Source organism: Arthrobacter pascens, assembly GCF_030816475.1.
GTDB lineage: Bacteria > Actinomycetota > Actinomycetes > Actinomycetales > Micrococcaceae > Arthrobacter > Arthrobacter pascens_B.
Genome location: NZ_JAUSXF010000001.1, coordinates 1,415,884 through 1,433,208, shown reverse-complemented (window position 1 = coordinate 1,433,208; position 17,325 = coordinate 1,415,884). Strand labels below are relative to the sequence as shown.

At 63.0% G+C, this 17,325-nt stretch carries 17 protein-coding genes; 1 reads left to right on the top strand and 16 read right to left on the bottom strand.

All coding sequences use genetic code 11. The annotated features are described in order from the left end of the window. Nucleotide 1: 1 nt before the first annotated feature. From atpD to QFZ40_RS06600, 10 genes are all read right to left on the bottom strand, one after another. Nucleotides 2-1,456, bottom strand: coding sequence for a F0F1 ATP synthase subunit beta (gene atpD / locus QFZ40_RS06645; protein WP_306903516.1), 1,455 nt, complete (start codon nucleotides 1,454-1,456; stop codon nucleotides 2-4). Nucleotides 1,457-1,539: 83 nt separating this feature from the next. After that, nucleotides 1,540-2,430, bottom strand: a complete 891-nt coding sequence (locus QFZ40_RS06640) for a F0F1 ATP synthase subunit gamma (RefSeq protein WP_306903515.1) — start codon at nucleotides 2,428-2,430, stop codon at nucleotides 1,540-1,542. 75 nt (nucleotides 2,431-2,505) lie between these two features. Continuing rightward, nucleotides 2,506-4,143: a F0F1 ATP synthase subunit alpha gene (atpA, locus tag QFZ40_RS06635; protein WP_306906844.1), complete on the bottom strand. Its 1,638-nt coding sequence runs from the start codon at nucleotides 4,141-4,143 to the stop codon at nucleotides 2,506-2,508. Between the two features lie 83 nt (nucleotides 4,144-4,226). Next, nucleotides 4,227-5,054 (bottom strand): F0F1 ATP synthase subunit delta, encoded by an 828-nt coding sequence (locus tag QFZ40_RS06630; RefSeq protein WP_306903514.1) that lies wholly within the window; start codon nucleotides 5,052-5,054, stop codon nucleotides 4,227-4,229. After that, nucleotides 5,054-5,605 (bottom strand): F0F1 ATP synthase subunit B, encoded by a 552-nt coding sequence (locus QFZ40_RS06625; RefSeq protein WP_306903513.1) that lies wholly within the window; start codon nucleotides 5,603-5,605, stop codon nucleotides 5,054-5,056. Before QFZ40_RS06625 ends, QFZ40_RS06630 begins: the two co-directional genes overlap by 1 nt. A gap of 53 nt (nucleotides 5,606-5,658) precedes the next feature. Next, nucleotides 5,659-5,877, bottom strand: a complete 219-nt coding sequence (atpE, locus tag QFZ40_RS06620) for an ATP synthase F0 subunit C (RefSeq protein WP_003804776.1) — start codon at nucleotides 5,875-5,877, stop codon at nucleotides 5,659-5,661. Between the two features lie 80 nt (nucleotides 5,878-5,957). Beyond that, complete coding sequence (gene atpB / locus QFZ40_RS06615; RefSeq protein WP_214960123.1) at nucleotides 5,958-6,758, bottom strand: F0F1 ATP synthase subunit A; 801 nt, start codon at nucleotides 6,756-6,758, stop codon at nucleotides 5,958-5,960. Between the two features lie 81 nt (nucleotides 6,759-6,839). Continuing rightward, a complete protein-coding gene (locus tag QFZ40_RS06610) occupies nucleotides 6,840-7,184 on the bottom strand; it encodes a hypothetical protein (protein WP_306903512.1) in 345 nt (114 codons plus the stop codon). Continuing rightward, a complete protein-coding gene (locus QFZ40_RS06605) occupies nucleotides 7,177-7,659 on the bottom strand; it encodes a hypothetical protein (RefSeq protein ID WP_306903510.1) in 483 nt (160 codons plus the stop codon). Before QFZ40_RS06605 ends, QFZ40_RS06610 begins: the two co-directional genes overlap by 8 nt. A 94-nt stretch (nucleotides 7,660-7,753) precedes the next feature. Next, nucleotides 7,754-8,866, bottom strand: coding sequence for an MraY family glycosyltransferase (locus QFZ40_RS06600; protein WP_306903508.1), 1,113 nt, complete (start codon nucleotides 8,864-8,866; stop codon nucleotides 7,754-7,756). Nucleotides 8,867-9,171: 305 nt separating this feature from the next. Here QFZ40_RS06600 and QFZ40_RS06595 point away from each other — a divergent pair, with 305 nt between their 5' ends. Next, a complete protein-coding gene (locus QFZ40_RS06595; protein WP_306906843.1) occupies nucleotides 9,172-10,068 on the top strand; it encodes a glycosyltransferase in 897 nt (298 codons plus the stop codon). A gap of 22 nt (nucleotides 10,069-10,090) precedes the next feature. Here QFZ40_RS06595 and QFZ40_RS06590 read toward each other — a convergent pair whose 3' ends face one another. From QFZ40_RS06590 to thrB, 6 genes are all read right to left on the bottom strand, one after another. Further along, complete coding sequence (locus QFZ40_RS06590; RefSeq protein WP_306903507.1) at nucleotides 10,091-10,846, bottom strand: WecB/TagA/CpsF family glycosyltransferase; 756 nt, start codon at nucleotides 10,844-10,846, stop codon at nucleotides 10,091-10,093. Continuing rightward, nucleotides 10,843-11,652, bottom strand: a complete 810-nt coding sequence (locus QFZ40_RS06585; protein ID WP_306903505.1) for an L-threonylcarbamoyladenylate synthase — start codon at nucleotides 11,650-11,652, stop codon at nucleotides 10,843-10,845. Before QFZ40_RS06585 ends, QFZ40_RS06590 begins: the two co-directional genes overlap by 4 nt. 15 nt (nucleotides 11,653-11,667) lie before the next feature. Continuing rightward, complete coding sequence (prmC, locus tag QFZ40_RS06580; RefSeq protein WP_306903503.1) at nucleotides 11,668-12,537, bottom strand: peptide chain release factor N(5)-glutamine methyltransferase; 870 nt, start codon at nucleotides 12,535-12,537, stop codon at nucleotides 11,668-11,670. Between the two features lie 12 nt (nucleotides 12,538-12,549). Beyond that, complete coding sequence (gene prfA, locus QFZ40_RS06575) at nucleotides 12,550-13,623, bottom strand: peptide chain release factor 1 (protein WP_306903502.1); 1,074 nt, start codon at nucleotides 13,621-13,623, stop codon at nucleotides 12,550-12,552. A 186-nt stretch (nucleotides 13,624-13,809) separates the two neighbouring features. Next, complete coding sequence (gene rho, locus QFZ40_RS06570) at nucleotides 13,810-16,053, bottom strand: transcription termination factor Rho (RefSeq protein ID WP_306903501.1); 2,244 nt, start codon at nucleotides 16,051-16,053, stop codon at nucleotides 13,810-13,812. A gap of 297 nt (nucleotides 16,054-16,350) precedes the next feature. Continuing rightward, nucleotides 16,351-17,325, bottom strand: a complete 975-nt coding sequence (gene thrB, locus QFZ40_RS06565; protein ID WP_306903500.1) for a homoserine kinase — start codon at nucleotides 17,323-17,325, stop codon at nucleotides 16,351-16,353.

Sequence of the window (17,325 nt, the reverse complement as noted above, 5' to 3'; positions counted from 1 at the left end):
ATTACTTGGTCTGTTCCTGGATCTTGGCCCACTGGCGCTCGACGTCATCCAGGCCGCCGACGTTGAAGAACGCCTGCTCTGCGATGTGGTCAAGGTCGCCGTCACAGATTGCGGTGAAGCCTTCAACAGTGTCCTTGATGGACACAGTGGAGCCCTCGACGCCGGTGAACTGCTTGGCGGTGTAGGTGTTCTGGGACAGGAACTGCTGGATGCGGCGTGCACGCGACACGACGATCTTGTCCTCTTCCGAGAGTTCGTCAACGCCAAGGATGGCGATGATGTCCTGGAGTTCCTTGTTCTTCTGCAGGATCTGCTTGACACGGACAGCCGTGTTGTAGTGATCCTTGCCGATGTACTGGGGATCCAGGATTCGGGAAGTGGACGTCAGCGGGTCGACGGCCGGGTACAGACCACGGGAGGCGATTTCACGGGAAAGTTCCGTGGTCGCGTCGAGGTGTGCGAAGGTCGTTGCCGGAGCCGGGTCGGTGTAGTCATCTGCGGGAACGTAGATGGCCTGCATCGAGGTGATGGAGTGGCCCTTGGTGGACGTAATGCGCTCCTGCAGGAGGCCCATCTCGTCAGCCAGGTTCGGCTGGTAGCCCACAGCTGAAGGCATACGGCCAAGAAGGGTTGAAACCTCGGAACCGGCCTGTGTGAACCGGAAGATGTTGTCGATGAAGAGCAACACGTCCTGGTTCTGCACATCGCGGAAGTACTCCGCCATGGTCAGAGCGGACAAGGCCACCCTCAACCGGGTTCCCGGCGGCTCATCCATCTGGCCGAATACAAGGGCCGTGTCCTTGAGGACGTTTGCCTCTTCCATTTCGACCCAGAGGTCGTTGCCCTCACGGGTACGCTCGCCGACGCCGGCGAATACCGAGGTACCACCGAAGTTGCGGGCAACACGGGTGATCATTTCCTGGATCAGGACGGTCTTGCCAACACCGGCGCCGCCGAAGAGGCCGATCTTTCCACCCTTGATGTACGGGGTGAGAAGGTCGATGACCTTGATGCCGGTTTCCAGCATTTCGGTGGAGCCCTCGAGGGTCGCGAAGGCCGGGGCCTTGCGGTGAATCGGCCAGCGTTCGCTGATCTCAAGTTCCGACTCTGCAACATCCAGCGGCTGCCCCAGGACATTGAAGATGTGGCCCTTGACGCCGTCGCCTACGGGTACGGAGATCGGTGCGCCACTGTCGACCACGGACGTGCCGCGGACAAGTCCGTCAGTGGCCTGCAGTGCGATGGCGCGGACGAGGTTGTCACCCAGGTGCTGGGAGGTCTCGAACGTGATGGTCTTGGTCTCACCGTTGAGGGTAATCTCGGTGGTGAGTGCGTTGTAAATAGACGGGATTGCGTCAGCCGGGAATTCGACGTCGACAACCGGGCCAATAACACGGGCAATACGGCCGGTGGCACCGGACGTTGCGGCTACGTGTTCGGTAGCAGTGGCAGTCATCTCTCTCACTTCACTCAGTAGATGGCGTGGGGTTAAGTTTATCTGTTGTGGTGCAGGTCCAGCTGGTGCCGAAAGGATGCAAGTCAGGACGCCAGGGCGTCTGCACCGGCAACAATTTCGGAAAGCTCCTGCGTAATTTCAGCCTGGCGGGCCGTGTTGCGCAGACGCGTGTACTTCTTGATGAGGTCCGTCGCGTTGTCGCCAGCGGACTTCATCGCACGCTGGCGGGCTGCGAGCTCGGAAGCTGCTGCCTGCAACATGGCGGCGAAGATGCGCGATTCGATGTAGCGCGGAAGCAGTGCATCAAGTACCTGCTCCGCTTCCGGCTCGAATTCGTACAGCGGCAGGAGCTCCGACTCGGAATGGACCTGCTCCTCCACTACTTCGAGCGGGAGGAGACGGATGACCGTGGGCTCCTGGGTCACCATGGACTTGAAGCGGGTGTAGACAACATGGATTTCATCCACGCCGCCCTCTTCAAAGTCCATTGCAAACTCGGCCAGCAGTGCTTCGCCAACTTCACGGGCAGTGCCGAACTCGGGCGCATCAGTGTTGCCGGTCCAGACCCGCGCGTAAGTGCGGTTCCGGAACTCGTAGTATGCCTGCGCCTTGCGGCCGACGAGGTAGGTCTTGACTTCCTTGCCTTCAGCGTGGAGCAGCTCGTTGAGACCTTCCGCCTGCTTGAGCACACTCGCGGAGTAGGAACCTGCCAGGCCGCGGTCCGAGGTGATTACCAGGACAGCGGCGCGGCGGATCTGATCCGGCTCAGTGGTCAGCGGGTGGTCGATTTCGCTTTGGCTGGCGACAGCAGAAACGGCGCGCGTGATCGCGTTCGCGTAAGGCAGTGAAGCTGCTACGCGCGCCCGGGCCTTGCCGATGCGCGAGGTAGCGATCAGTTCCATCGCCTTGAAGATCTTGCGCATCGACGTGGTCGAGCTGATCTTCTGGCGGTAGACCCGGATCTGGGCTCCCATACTTATCCTTTCCTAAGATTCCATCTGACCGGGGGTGCCGGACCCCTTTGGATCCGGCACCCCCGTCCAGCGGAACTAGCGCTTCTGCTTAACGATCTTTTCCTGGTCGACGTCGCCTTCTGAGATGGCGTCGTGCTCCTCGTGGCCGGCACCAACCAGGTGGTTGTCGCCTTCGCCGAAGAAGCCCTTCTTGAATTCCACGATTGCGGTCTTCAGTGCTTCTGAGGTGTCGTCGTCCAGCTTGTTGGTCTGGGCCAGTGTGGTCAGGATCGAGGACTTGTGCTTCAGGTGTTCCAGGAACTCGGACTCGAAGCGCCGAACGTCTTCAACCGGCACGTCGTCGAGGTATCCCTTGGTTCCGGCCCAGATGGACACAACCTGGTCCTCGACCGGGAACGGCGAGTACTGGCCCTGCTTGAGCAGTTCCATCAGGCGGGCACCACGGGTCAGCTGCTGGCGCGAGGCCGCATCCAGGTCCGAGGCGAACATGGCAAAGGCCTGCATGTCGCGGTACTGGGCAAGGTCCAGCTTCAAGGTACCGGAGACCGACTTCATGGACTTGACCTGGGCCGCACCACCAACGCGGGAGACCGAGACACCCACATCGACAGCGGGGCGCTGGTTGGCGTTGAAGAGGTCCGACTGAAGGAATATCTGACCGTCAGTGATCGAGATCACGTTAGTCGGGATGTAAGCCGAGACGTCGTTTGCCTTGGTCTCAACGATCGGCAGCCCGGTCATGGAGCCGGCGCCCAGCTCGTCGGAAAGCTTTGCGCAACGTTCGAGCAAGCGGGAGTGCAAGTAGAAGACATCGCCCGGGTAGGCTTCGCGGCCCGGCGGGCGACGCAGCAGCAGCGAAACTGCACGGTATGCCTCGGCCTGCTTGGACAGGTCATCGAAGATCACCAGAACGTGCTTGCCGCCGTACATCCAGTGCTGGCCGATGGCCGAACCGGCGTAGGGTGCCAGGTACTTGAAGCCGGCGGGGTCTGAAGCAGGAGACGCCACGATGGTGGTGTACTCGAGCGCTCCGTGGTCCTCAAGGGTCTGCCGGACGGCCGCGATGGTGGAAGCCTTCTGGCCAACGCCAACATAGACGCAGCGGACCTGCTTGGTCACGTCCCCGGAAGCCCAGTTGGCCTTCTGGTTGATGATGGTGTCCACGGCGATGGCCGTCTTGCCCGTCTGTCGGTCACCGATGATGAGCTGACGCTGGCCGCGGCCAATCGGAATCATGGCGTCGATGGCCTTGAGCCCGGTTTGCATCGGTTCGTGGACCGACTTGCGCTGGGTGACGCCGGGTGCCTGAAGCTCAAGCGCACGGGTGGTTTCAGCCTTGATCTCGCCGAGGTCATCGATCGGCTGGCCCAGAGGGTCGACGACGCGTCCAAGGAACGCGTCTCCCACGGGGACGGAAAGGATCTCGCCGGTCCGGTGGACCTCCTGGCCTTCTTCGATTCCGGTGAAGTCACCGAGCACGATGACGCCGATTTCGCGGACGTCGAGGTTCTGGGCCAGGCCCAGTGTGCCGTCTTCAAAGCGAAGCAGCTCATTCGCCATGACCGAGGGAAGGCCCTCAACACGGGCGATGCCGTCACTTGCGGCGGTCACGCGGCCAACCTCTACGCGCTCAGCGTTTCCGGGTTCGTAGGACGCCGCGAACTCGTTCAACGCAATACGGACGTCGTCGGCGTTGATGGTCAATTCGGCCATCTGCAGTCCCTGCTCTCCTGTTTTCGTGATCATCGTTGCTCACGATGACCGGGGTTTCTATCAATGATGTTGTGCTTGTCCGGCTAGCCGGCCAGTTGGCGCTGAAGCTGGCCCAGACGGGTGAGAACAGAAGCATCCAGCACTTCGTCACCCACCTGGACACGGATTCCACCGATCAGCGCAGGATCAACGTTCGTGTTGATTTTTAGCTCGCGCCCGTACAGGGCATTGAGCCCCGCCTGGAGGCGGCTTTCCTGGGTTTCCGTCAAGGGACGGGTAACACTGACTGTTGCAATCCAACGCTGCTGCCGCTTGGCCGCCAGCTCGGCGAACCTGGCCACAAGCCTGGTGGGCTTGATGCCACGGGGCTGCGACGCTGCCTGGCCGATGAGGACTTTCGCTTCCTCGCTGGCCCCGGGGACCAGCTTCTCAGCCAGAGTGGTCTTTGCTGCAGCACTAGCCTGCGGTTCAGACAGAGCACGTTGTGCCTCATGGCTGGAGGCAACGGTCTGGTTGAAGGAGAACAGATCGTTCTCCAGATCTTCCAGTCCGGAGATTCCGGAGGCAGAAACAGCCGACTTGTTTTCAGCAACGGCAATGACGACCGTCGCGGCAAGAGTCTCGAGTGCATCGCCGATATCTCTGGCGGATGCCCAGCGCGAACTGGCCAGTCCGGCCGCGATTTCCGCAGCCTCAGCGGAGACTTTCCCGCCAACCAACTGCTTGACCAGCGCCGACTTTTCGTCACCGCTGCGGGACGGGTCAGTCAGCGCGCGGCGCAAGCCAGCCGAGCTGTCCACCGTTCCCAGGATTCCGAAGAGTTCCTTAGCCAACTGCAGCGACGCTGTTGGAAGCCTGGCTTCCAGTGCGGTCAGGGCCGTGGTCAGCGATTCGCTCGATACACCTGCCATTATTTAGCTGCACCTGCGTTCTCGGACTCCAGATCTGCCAGGAAGCGGTCAACCACTCGGGCCGCACGCTCGTCATCGTTGAGCGCTTCGCCAACGATGCGCCCCGCCAGCGTGGTGGCCAGCGTGCCGACCTCGGACCGCAGGGAGACAACTGCCGCCTGGCGCTCCGATTCGATCTGCACGTGCGCCTGGGCAGTGATGCGGGCAGACTCTGCCGCCGCTTTCTCCTTCAGATCGGCAAGGATCTGAGCGCCTTCTGCACGTGCTTCCTCGCGGATGCGGTTGGCTTCGGCGCGGGCATCCGTGAGCTGCTGCTTGTACTCCTCGAGGGCAGCAGATGCCTCCGCCTGCGCCTTTTCGGCCTTGGCAATGCCACCTTCAATGGCCTCGGCACGCTCTGCGAACGTCTTCTCGAACATCGGGACGACAAACTTGACCACGATGAAGAAGAGGACGGCAAAGCCGACGAGGACGACAAACATTTCCCAGACGTTGGGAACGAGGGGGTTGGTGTCCCCTTCAGCGGCGGCTGAGATGATCAGCTGATTCATATTTCACCCGTCCTTATCTACTCGGTTCTGGATGGTCGCTAGGTTCTGAAGGTTTACTTGAGAACGAAAGCGAAGACCAGGCCCAGGATGGCGAGGGCTTCAGTCAGCGCGAGGCCGAGGAACGCGATCGGCTGCAGGACGCGCTGGGCTTCCGGCTGACGTGCCACACCGTTGATGTAGGCGGCGAACACGAGACCCACACCGATACCACCGCCGATTGCCGAGAGGCCATAGCCGATGAGGTTGAGGGAGCCGTTGATGGAGCCTTCCATTTTTCTTCCTTTCAAGATGCCAACTCTGTGGCAGGTTGTTTGGGTTGCTTCATCCCCGTGAGGGGAAGTTTTGTGGGTGCCTAGTGGCTGTCCGCGTGCAGGGCGCCTTCAATGTAGATTGCCGTGAGCAGAGTGAAGACGTACGCCTGCAGAGCCATGATCAGCGCCTCGAGCATGTACATGGCGAGCGAGCCGCCCAGGACCAGTACCGAGGCGCCCTTGAGCAGAACGTTTTCCTGCATGACAAGGAACTCGATGCCCGATCCGGCGATCATGACAATCAGGTGGCCGGCCAGCATCGTGGCAAAAAGACGGAGGCTATGCGTGACGGGCCGGACCAGGAAGTTCGAGATGATCTCAATCGGGATCACGATCGGCAGGATGTAGAACGGGACGCCAGACGGCACGGTGGCCAGCTTGAAGTACTTGATGCCGTTCTTCTTGACGCCAATCGCGATCCAGGTGACATAAACGATGCCGGCGAGGACGTAGGCGCCGCCGACATGCGAGAAGCTGGGAAGCTGGATTACGGGGATAGCGCCGTAAATGTTGTTCACCAGGATAAAGAAAAAGAGGCTGAACAGCAGCGGGACGTACTTCATGAAGTCCTTGCCGCCGATAATGTCCTTGGCAATGCTGTTACGCACGAAGCCATAGGCCATTTCACCAGCGAACTGGAGCTTCCCGGGGACAAGCTGCTGCTTCCGCGCAGCTAGCAGAAAGAATGTGGCGATAATGACGACAGACAGGATGACCAGCAGCATCTGCTTGGAGAATCCGTCCGCCACCCCCCACGGCAAGATAGCCGGCAGGTGCAATTGTTCAATTCCAGGAGGATTGAACTCTCCTGAATCTTGGGCCGGGAGCGCAAGCGCGATCAACGCGTTTCCTCTCTGCAGTGTCCGTCATTGGGCGTTGGTTGGGGATGTACGGATTTGCGCTCCGCCGATCCCCGTGTGAAATTATTTGGCATTAGTGTTTCTGTCCGCGGACGGGCCGCTATCGTCGCCCGCGCCGCTCTTACCGGCTGTGTTTCTGTGACTGGTAAGGCCGTGCATGTGGGAAAGATAAAATCCTCCGGCAGCTCCGAGCAGAGCGCCTGCGAGCACGATCCAGCGGGTTCCCCACAGATTATCCAGACCCCACCCTATCAAACTCCAGACGATGATTCCGCCAATGATGTAGCTGAAGACGGCCATTCCGGCGTTGTATCCGCCGTCGCTGTTTTCTGCCGACACCCCTGGCGCGGAACCGGTTCCCGAGGACTTGGAGGGAACGCTTCTACCGGACCGTTTCCGCTCAGACATCGCGCACCTCCTTGGCTTCGGGATCGTTGTAAATCTGGAGACGGGACTTGCTGAACCCGTATATCTCGGCTGCCTGCCACAGCACAACTGTGGCAACGGCACCGATTAGGAACCATCGGCCGTGAAGCCATGGAGGCGCCCCGAGGGCAAAAAGCACCACAGCGAAACCGACTACCTTGACGAAGTATGTCGCCACGAACATGCCGATGGCGCCGGAAGGGTTGTTGCGTCCCATGAAGTGACCCACCAGGAGACTGATCGCGAAGAACAGCATCACCAGCAGGCCGCCAAAAGTACTGGACAGAATCCCCTCGGCGCCGTTCATGATCACGGCCGGAATTCCGGTCAGGATAATGGCGCCGGCACCCGCCGCCGAGCTAAGCAGCAGCAGGCGGAGCCACAACGACCGGGTGGGACCGGAAACGCCAACGGATCCGTTGCCGGACGCATGTCCGGACTCGGCGTTGGAGGTCATGGGATCCCAATCGTCGGTGCCTGGGGAGGGCGGGTGGAGGGCAGCTGTGGCTGCCCTCAAATTCTACACGAGATAGAAATAATTGCCGAAGCGGTTACGTAAGTGGTTGTTCACTTCTGCGGCTGAGGTACGGCCAGGCCGTCACCAGGCCCATAACCAAGGTGGCAAAGATGTCCACCGCAAGCACGATCTGCCACGGGAAGACCGCGAAGGCCAGTCCCCCGAAGGACAGCACGCAGGTCCAGAGGTACATCAGGATCACGACGGTCCGGTGTGAATAGCCGATATCCAGCAGCTTGTGATGGAGGTGGCCGCGGTCCGCAGACCAGGGAGAACGTCCGCGTGCGGTGCGCCGGACAACAGCCAGGCCTAAGTCAAGCAGCGGCAGGAAGAGCACTGCGAACGGCAGGAGGATCGGAATGACGGTGGAAATACCGTTGGCCCGGTCGTACAGGCCTGAGGTGATCTGGCCTGTGGACACCACGCCGGCGGAGGCCATCAGCAGCCCGATCAGCATTGCCCCGGAATCGCCCATGAAGATTTTGGAGGGGAACCAGTTGTGCGGCAGGAAGCCGACGCAGCTGCCCACGAGGACCACCGTAATCAGCGTGGCCAGGTCGGATTTATCGAGAATGACTGATGTACGGTGCACCCAGTAAGCAGTGAAGAAGAACGCCGTGCCGCCAATGACGGCCACACCTGCAGCCAGCCCGTCCAGCCCGTCGATGAAATTGAAGGCGTTCATGGTGGTCACGATCAGCCCGGCGGTCAGGACCACCCGAACCATCTCATTCTCCAGGGAGATAGGATCCGGTACCCAGGGGACAATTGTCATCTGGACTCCCCAGATGGCCACCACCAGGGCAGCCGCACTCTGGCCGATGAGCTTTACCCACCAACGGATGTCCAGCAGGTCATCCGCCACGCCTACCAGCACGATCAACGCGGCTCCGGCGAGGATTCCCCACGGGGAAAAATTGTTCCGGTAGATGTCCTTCACAAAAAAGGATTGGCTGGCCACAATCAGCGCGACCATGACACCCAGGAAGATGGCGACTCCGCCGAGCCGCGTTACAGGGATGGAGTGCATATCCCGGCTGCGAATGGGCATGTGGAGTTCAAGCCTGTTCCCGATTACCCGGGCACCCCATGTGGCGGCATAGGACACGACGGCAGCCGTCAGGCCCATGAGCAGATACATAATCATGCGATGGCGGCCATTTCGTCAGTGTCCGGTTCAACCGGGGGAATCGCGACAGTGCAGGGTAGCCGCCGGAGCGGTCGGTACTCTATCGGTGGGCTCACTTGCCGGGGATCTGTCTTTCCAAAAATGAAACTTCTCCGTCGCCGGGCGCGCAGCAGGCAGTACGTTTTTTCTTGTACGCAGTGCCTTACAGGGCTGTATTACAGTGGACTCTAGTCAAGATACTAGCGCCAACGGCTCCATGGCTTCGCGCCACACGGCGCATCGCGAACGGGGAATCCCCTGAAGGCCACGCTGAAAGGAATCCCATACCGATGCGCGTTGCAGTTGCTGCCGTGACGTTTGACCGTCACAAAGAGCTGGCCGTCCTGCTGGACTCCATCAACGCCCAGTCCGCCACAGTGGACACCATTTGCCTGGTGGACAGCGGCACGAACCCGGCCCGGGACATTGCCGAGCGGCACCCTAACGTGGACTATGTCCGTTCTGAGGCCAATCTCGGCGGCGCCGGCGGTTTTGCCCTTGCCGCATTAAAGGCCGTCGCCAGCGGTGCCGACTGGATCTGGATGATGGACGACGACGCCGAGCCCGGAGATCCTGAATGCCTCGCCACGCTGCTGCGGGAAGCAGAAAGCCGCAACCTGGAGGCGGTGGTCCCCCTGGTGGTGGCGCCCGGGCACCCGGACCGTCTTTCCTTCTTCTTCCGGATCGATGGAAAAGTCACGCACGACCGCTCTGAACTGGAGAGAGTCGGATTCCTCCCGGACGATGGACACTTCTTCAACGGTGCGCTCATCCGGTCGGACGTGTTTTTCAAGGTGGGCCTGCCGGACATACGCCTGTTCATCCGGGGCGACGAAGTGGACTTCACCATCAGGCTCCGCAAAGCGGGGATCCGTTTCGGCACCGTAACCACCACCGCCGTCACCCACCCGCACGCCTTCACCGAGACCAAGCACGTCTTCGGTGCCCGCTGGCACGTCATCGTGCCCGAATCGGCCTTCAAGCGCTACTACTATTACCGCAACCGCGGCTACCTGATCCGGCGCTATTTCAGGGTCCGCTCCCTGGTTGCTGACGTCGGCGGCTACCTGGGGTACTTCCTGCAGCGCCGCGATCTCCCCGGCCTTGTCAGCTGGGCCAGGTCCTTCACTACCGGCCTGCGGGCCAAAGGCTTCGCTCCGCTGGAGGACCAGAAGTTCTAGGGCGGCTGGAGGACCGGAAGTTCTAACGCCGCTGGAGCCGGCGGCGAATCAGCAGCCCGGCCAGGACCCAGGGCTCCACGAAAACCCTGTAAGCGACCCTGCGCGGATGCAACAGCAGACGCCACGCCCACTCAAAGCCAAGCCTCCCCAGCCACCGCGGGGCCAGCTTCTGGATACCCGCCAGCTGCTCGATGGCTCCGCCCACAGTGCAGTAGATGGCCGGCGGCAGGACATCCAGCTGGCGCCGGAGCACGGATTCCTGCAGCGGCATGCCCAGTCCCAGCAGCACAAGCTGCGGGCGCACTTCCTCAAGCCAAGCGACGGCGGCTTTCTCGACGTCGTGGTTCCAGCCTTCACCCGGCAGGCCCGCCACCTGCGCGGACGGCACAATGCTTTCCAGCCTCCTGACCGCACCGGCATTCGCCTCAGGCCCGGCACCGAGGATGGCGATCCGTTCCAGGCCGCGGATCCGGCCCAGCGCGGGTATCCAGTCAGTGGAGCCCAGCCTGTATTCCATCACCGGTCCCGCCGCTGCCCCAGACTTGCTCCACAGCCACAGCACGGGCGCCCCGTCCAGGAGCACCACATCACTCTGTTCATACAGCGCGCGGAATCCGGCGTCGGAATGCGTCAGCGTGACGCTGTGAAGGTTATGTCCGACAACGGTACGCAGGGTTCCGTCGGCAACGAACTCCTCCAGTACATCCATCAGCTCCGGAACCTTCAGCGGAGTGGCATCAACGCCCAGGACCGGGATGTGCTGCCTGGCCAGGGTCATCCGGCGTCCGGGTCCCTCACAGGCGCGGGGCGCGCTGCTGCCTGGGATTCCACCACGGGCTGTTCCTGGGGCTCTGCTGCCTGGGATTCCACGACAGGCTGATCTTCAGGCTCTGCTGCCGCAGGCAGTTCCTCAGCCGGCGGGACCTCGCCGATCCCCAGGACACCCGGCACGTGCTCGCGCAGCTGCTCCAGTGTCACTGCGCCGTCGCGGACCACGCGCAGGTGGGGACCGGTGGCATCCACAATGGTGGAGGGCAGTGCATCAGCTCCTCCGAGCGGGCGAAGACCGCCCTCGAGGTAGACCTCAACCGATTCGGCAAGCTGTGCGCGTGCCTCCTCGGCAGTCTGCGCCGCCGCCTGGCCGGTCCGGTTTGCCGACGACACTGCCAGCGGACCGGTAAGGGTCAGCAGCTCCTGCGCCACCTCATCCGCCGGCATGCGCAGGGCCACCGTGCCCTTGGTCTCCCCAAGGTCCCAGTCCAGCGAGGGCTGGGCGTGCAGGATCAGGGTCAGGCCCCCTGGCCAGAAGGCTTCGGCGAGCTTGCGGGCGTCCGCGGAGACATCAGTGGCCAGTCCATCCAGGGCATTAAGCCGCGGGATCAGCACGGGCGGGGGCATGCTGCGGCCCCGTCCTTTCGAGACCAGCAGCATGGTCACGGCCTGCGGCGAGAAGGCGTCGGCGGCGATCCCGTACACCGTGTCCGTGGGGAACACCACGCACTTCTTTTCGCTGATGGCACGCTGGGCATGTTCCAGTCCCAGGGCGCGCTGATCGTCGGACGTGCAGTCGTAGGTTGTGGTCACTGGCCTATTCTTTCATCACTCGTGGTCCGGACCGGAAAGCAAAGCGCTGGTGGCGCGTTCCTTGCCGTTGAGGTCCAGGTGGGTGGAGATCCCGGTCCAGACACCTGCCCGCTTCATCATGGTGGCGATCCACCCGGCCTGGACTTCAGCATGTTCCATGACGAAGTAGCCCCCGGGCACCAGCAGCCGCGCAGCCGAGGCCGCTGCCGCCGTCGGGAGTTCCATGCCGTCCGCTCCCCCGCCGTATAACGCCTCCGGCGGATCGTGCAGCGCTACTTCGGGCTCGATCGGGACTGCTTCAGCGGGGATGTAGGGCGGGTTGGAAACCACGACGTCGAACGTTCCGTTGAGTTCCGGAAGTGCGTTCCGCAGGTCCCCCAGGACGAGGTGGACACCCAGCGGCGCCAGATTCTTTGCGGCCCAGGCGTGCGCGAACGCGCTGTACTCCACGGCGTGGACTTCGGCGCCGGGCACCTCGCGGGCGATGGAACCGGCAATTGCTCCCGAGCCGGTGCCCAAATCCACGATCCGTGGGCGGCTCATCCCTTTGACATGGTCGATGACGAGCTGGACCACGGACTCCGTCTCAGGGCGCGGAATGAAGACGCCGGGCCCCACGGCAAGCTCGAGGTAGCGGAAATGTGCGACGCCGGTGATGTGCTGCAGGGGAATCCGTCGCGCCCGTTCGGCCACCAGTTCGCCATACCCCTCCGGCGCGGGAGTATCGCCAAGCATCAGGGCCCTCAACCTGCCCAGGCCGACTCCCAGCAGGTGGTCAGCCAGAAGTTCGGCGTCGACGCGCGGGCTGGGAACCCCGGCGTCCCGCAGGATCGCCGTGGCCTCGCTGATGGCAGCTGCCAGGGACTGCCCCGAGCCGGTTGTCATCTGGTCCCGCGGCTATTCGCCGATGGCGTCCAGGCGTGCCTGTTCGTCCATCTCGATGGCGGACTGAATCACCGGTTCCAGGTCGCCGTTCATGACCTGGTCCAGGTTGTACGCCTTGTAGCCGGTGCGGTGGTCAGCGATCCGGTTTTCCGGGTAGTTGTAGGTGCGGATGCGTTCCGAGCGGTCCATGGTCCGGATCTGGGACTTCCGCTGGGCCGAGTTCTCCGCGTCGATCTGCTCCTGCTGATGCGCCAGGATGCGGGCGCGCAGGACCCGCATGCCAGCTTCACGGTTCTGCAGCTGGGACTTTTCGTTCTGCATGGCCACCACGATCCCGGTGGGAAGGTGGGTGATCCGGACAGCCGAGTCAGTAGTGTTCACGGACTGGCCACCGGGACCCGATGACCTGTAGACGTCAATCTTGAGGTCGTTCTGGTTGATCTCGAGCTCTTCAGGCTCATCCACTTCGGGGAGCACCAGCACGCCCGCAGCCGACGTGTGGATGCGGCCCTGGGATTCGGTGACGGGAACACGCTGGACGCGGTGCACTCCGCCTTCGAACTTCAGCCGCGCGTAAACGCCTTCGGCAGGATCGTTCGAGTTGCCCTTGACGGCCATCTGGACGTCCTTGTAGCCGCCGAGGTCGGATTCGGTGGCCGAGATAAGTTCAGTCTTCCAGCCGCGGGATTCCGCGTACCGGGTGTACATCCGCAGCAAGTCCCCGGCGAACAGCGCGGCCTCGTCGCCGCCTTCGCCGCCCTTGACCTCGAGGATCACGTTGCGGGCATCGTCAGGGTCACGGGGAATGAGCAGCCGGCGCAGCTTCGCGGAAGCGGTCTCCAGCGCAGCCTCCAGTTCCGGCACCTCGGCAGCAAACTCAGGATCCTCCCCTGCCATTTCCTTCGCGGCAGCAAGGTCATCCCGGATCGCTTCCCACTTGTGGTAAGCCTCCACGATGCCGTTCAGCTGCGCCGAACGCCGGCCCAACTTCCGCGCCAGCCGCTGGTCAGCATAAACAGCAGGATCCCCCAGCTGCGCCTGGATAGCATCATGCTCATCAAGCAGGCCCTGTACGGACTCAAACATTTTTCAAAACCTCTTTCGACTCATACAAGTCTAATAACTGCAACGCGGGGTCACTTACAGCCCATAAAAACCGCCGGGACGGGCGTTATCTGACTCCGCGTTGCTTTGAAGCGGAGAGATTGGTTAAACAGCAACCGCTCAAAGTGTGCCGACCATAGGCCGGCACACTTTGAGCGGTGAGCTCAGCTACTTGTCGTTATCCGACTTTGCACCAAGCGTCGTCTTCTGGACCTGCATGAGGAACTCGACGTTGCTCTGGGTCTCCCGGATCTTGTTGGTCAGCAGCTCAAGGCTCTGCTGCGTTTCGAGTCCGGAGAGGACGCGGCGCAGCTTCCACATGATCTTGACTTCCTCGGGGGAAAGCAGGTTCTCTTCGCGACGGGTACCGGACGCGTTGACGTCCACGGCCGGGAAGATGCGCTTGTCCGCCAGCTGGCGGGACAGGCGGAGCTCCATGTTGCCGGTGCCCTTGAACTCTTCGAAGATGACCTCGTCCATCTTGGATCCGGTCTCGACGAGCGCCGTTGCCAGGATGGTCAGCGAGCCGCCGTTTTCGATGTTGCGGGCTGCACCGAAGAACCGCTTGGGCGGGTACAGGGCTGCGGAGTCGACACCACCGGACAGGATGCGGCCGGAAGCCGGGGCTGCCAGGTTGTAGGCCCGGCCCAGGCGGGTCATGGAGTCCAGGAGCACGACTACGTCCATGCCCATTTCCACGAGGCGCTTGGCGCGTTCGATCGAGAGCTCGGCCACGGTGGTGTGGTCGTCTGCGGGACGGTCGAAGGTGGAGGCAATGACCTCGCCCTTGACGGTGCGCTGCATGTCCGTAACTTCTTCGGGGCGTTCATCAACCAGCACCATCATGAGGTGGACCTCAGGATTGTTGGTGGTGATGGCGTTCGCGATGGACTGCAGGATGAGCGTTTTGCCAGCCTTGGGAGGCGAGACGATCAGGCCGCGCTGGCCCTTGCCGATCGGGGCAACCAGGTCGATGACGCGGGGGCCGATCTTCTTGGGGTCAGTCTCCAGGCGCAGGCGCTCGGACGGGTAGAGCGGGACCAGCTTGGCGAACTCGACACGGTCCTTGAGTTCCTCACCGGTCTTGCCGTTCACCGATGTGACGCGGACCAGGGCGTTGAACTTCTGGCGGGCGGACTGCTGGCTGCGGTCTTCGCCGTCCCGCGGGGCGCGGATGGCACCGACGACGGCGTCGCCCTTGCGCAGGTTGTACTTCTTGACCTGTGCGAGGGATACGTACACGTCATTCGGGCCCGGCAGGTAGCCGGAGGTGCGGATGAACGCATAGTTTTCCAGCACGTCCAGGATGCCTGCGACGGGCAGCAGGACGTCGTCCTCGGTGACCTCGACGTCGTCGACGTCCGGCCCCTGGGCGCGTCCGCGGCGACGGTCGTTGCGGTCACGGAAACGGTCGTTGCGGGAGTTGTTGTCCCGGCTGTCCTGGCCGCCGGAGCGGTCATTGCGGTCGTTGCGGTCGTTCCGGTCACGCCGGTTCCGGCGGTTCCGGCGGCTGCCGCCGTCTGAATCGTCGCTGTCGCGGCTCTCACGGCCGATTTCGCGGGTGTCCTCGCGGCGGTTGCCGTCGCGCTGGCCGGCCTCGCGGCTGCCTGCGTTCTCGCGGGCCGGTTCTTCGCGCACCGCAGTGTCGCGGGAGGACGCAGCGTCGCGGGAGGAAGCAGCGTCGCGGGAGGAGCCGTCCCGTGCGCCGTTGTCACGGATGCCACGGGTGCGGCCGCTTTCGCGGCGGTCCGAACGCTGACCGGCCTCGACGGTCTCGGTTGCCTGTGCCTCACCAGGCTGGCTCTCGCCCTGCTGGTTCTCGGTCCCGGCGGCACGCTGCTCGGCCGGGGCCTCAACGGCGTCCGTTGCCTGGAGTTCGGTGGCTGCCGCTTCACCGCGACGGCGGTTGCGGGTGCGGGGCTGGCGACGCTCGCCCGCGCCGTCGGCTGGCGCCTCGACGGCGGTTGCGGCTGCCGGGGCTTCGACGACGGGAGCCTCAGCGGGTGCCGCGTCCGACGCGGTGCCGGCGACTACGCCGTCGCTTCCGGCCCTGCGGCTGCGGCCGCGGCCACGTGCCCGGGTCCCTTCGGCGGCCGGGGCCTCCGGGGTCTCGCTGGCTGCTGCCGACGGTGCGGAGGCTGCCGGAGCCGCGTTGTTCGTGCTCGCCTTCTCAGCTCCCTTGGCCGGAGCCTTGGTGGCTGGAGTACCCGCGCGGTGGGCGGAAATGGCCGAGACCAGGTCTCCCTTACGCATGCGGGAACCGCCGGAAATACCCAGCTGGCTGGCAAGCGCCTGCAGCTGGGCGAGCTTCAGGCCGGCGAGGCCGCTGCTCTTGGCGGGTGCGGCCGTTGAAGCTCCGGCAGCAGAAGATGATAGTTCCACAGCTGGAGACAGCTCAGTGGTTTCGGTCACGAAGGATCCTTCCCCCTCGACGGCGTCCAGACTGGGAGCTGGACGCGATGATTTGATCTGGGCTGCAGTTCAGATCTGCAGCCGCGATGTTCGGCCTTGCCGGTTGGATTTCGGCCAGCAGGGCCGGATGTTGATTCACCTTACGTTCCGTCTTAACGGAACGCCGGACTGACGGTTCAGGGGCAGACAGATGAATGCTGCAGATTCCTGCGACAGACCAAGCAGGCGGCACCGGAAAATATTGCGCAGTAAGAGATCAATCAACAACTGATGCAGTTGCAGATCAGATAGGCGGAATTACCGCCGGTGCAAGTCCACCTTAGCACCTTCGACGTCGACTGCCAGCTTCATCACGCGCCAGGCGATGTCGGGCGTGTTCGCCGCGGTGAACGTTTCGATGAACTCAGCCACATCGGCGGCTTCGGCCTCCCCGTTGGCCAGCACCAGCACCGTGGGTCCGGCACCGGAGACCACAGCTGCACGCCCGGATTTCCGCAATGCCGAAATGAGGGCAGCGCTGGGACGCATGGCCGCCGCCCGGTAACTCTGGTGGAGGTAGTCCTCCGTTCCCGCGTGCAGGAATTCCGGTTTCTGCGTCAGGGCGTGGATCAGCAGGGCCGCGCGGCCGGAGTTCATGGCGGCTGCGTGGTGTCCCACGGATGCCGGCAGCAACGCGCGGGCGGCTTCAGTGGACAGCTCGAAATCGGGAACTGCCACCACCGGGATCACGGAACTGACTACGGCCGCACAGGTGCTGCTGTACCGGTCACTGTCCTGCCAGGACAGCGCCAGTCCACCGAAAATCGCGGGTGCGACGTTGTCCGGATGCCCCTCCAGCTCACTGGTGAGCTGGAGGATCCAGTCCAGGTCCCGCCGTACGTGAGGCGGTACCAGGACATTGGCTGCGGAAACAGCAGCCACCACGGCCGCTGCCGAAGACCCCAGGCCCCGGCCGTGGGGGTTGACGTTTTCCGCCGTGATCTTCAGGCCGCCATGGCGGTAGCCCAGCCGCGCAAAGGCCGCTTCCATGGCTCTTATGACCAGGTGGCTTGCATCCCGGGGAAGGGTATCGGCCCCCTCGCCGCTCAGCTCGAACAACAGTTCGTCCGTCTGGAGCGTTTCCACCGTCAGGGTGTCATGCAGCGCCAGCGCCAGGCCCAGGCTGTCATAGCCCGGGCCGAGGTTCGCACTGGTGGCCGGGACCCGGACCGTTACACTCTGTCCGGCGTCGATAAGTGGCAGCCCAACAGTGGTCTGCGAGGTGGTGTCCAC

What these genes read in the sequence shown, in the direction of transcription:
- QFZ40_RS06590 (WP_306903507.1), bottom strand. Translation starts at nt 10,846, where the DNA reads ATGACCCTGGCCAGGCAGCACATCCCGGTCCTGGGCGTTGATGCCACT.
- atpE (WP_003804776.1), bottom strand. Translation starts at nt 5,877, where the DNA reads ATGGAAGGCTCCATCAACGGCTCCCTCAACCTCATCGGCTATGGCCTC.
- atpD (WP_306903516.1), bottom strand. Translation starts at nt 1,456, where the DNA reads ATGACTGCCACTGCTACCGAACACGTAGCCGCAACGTCCGGTGCCACC.
- QFZ40_RS06630 (WP_306903514.1), bottom strand. Translation starts at nt 5,054, where the DNA reads ATGGCAGGTGTATCGAGCGAATCGCTGACCACGGCCCTGACCGCACTG.
- prfA (WP_306903502.1), bottom strand. Translation starts at nt 13,623, where the DNA reads ATGTTTGAGTCCGTACAGGGCCTGCTTGATGAGCATGATGCTATCCAG.
- prmC (WP_306903503.1), bottom strand. Translation starts at nt 12,537, where the DNA reads ATGACAACCGGCTCGGGGCAGTCCCTGGCAGCTGCCATCAGCGAGGCC.
- QFZ40_RS06625 (WP_306903513.1), bottom strand. Translation starts at nt 5,605, where the DNA reads ATGAATCAGCTGATCATCTCAGCCGCCGCTGAAGGGGACACCAACCCC.
- QFZ40_RS06640 (WP_306903515.1), bottom strand. Translation starts at nt 2,430, where the DNA reads ATGGGAGCCCAGATCCGGGTCTACCGCCAGAAGATCAGCTCGACCACG.
- atpA (WP_306906844.1), bottom strand. Translation starts at nt 4,143, where the DNA reads ATGGCCGAATTGACCATCAACGCCGACGACGTCCGTATTGCGTTGAAC.
- QFZ40_RS06600 (WP_306903508.1), bottom strand. Translation starts at nt 8,866, where the DNA reads ATGATTATGTATCTGCTCATGGGCCTGACGGCTGCCGTCGTGTCCTAT.
- QFZ40_RS06605 (WP_306903510.1), bottom strand. Translation starts at nt 7,659, where the DNA reads ATGACCTCCAACGCCGAGTCCGGACATGCGTCCGGCAACGGATCCGTT.
- QFZ40_RS06610 (WP_306903512.1), bottom strand. Translation starts at nt 7,184, where the DNA reads ATGTCTGAGCGGAAACGGTCCGGTAGAAGCGTTCCCTCCAAGTCCTCG.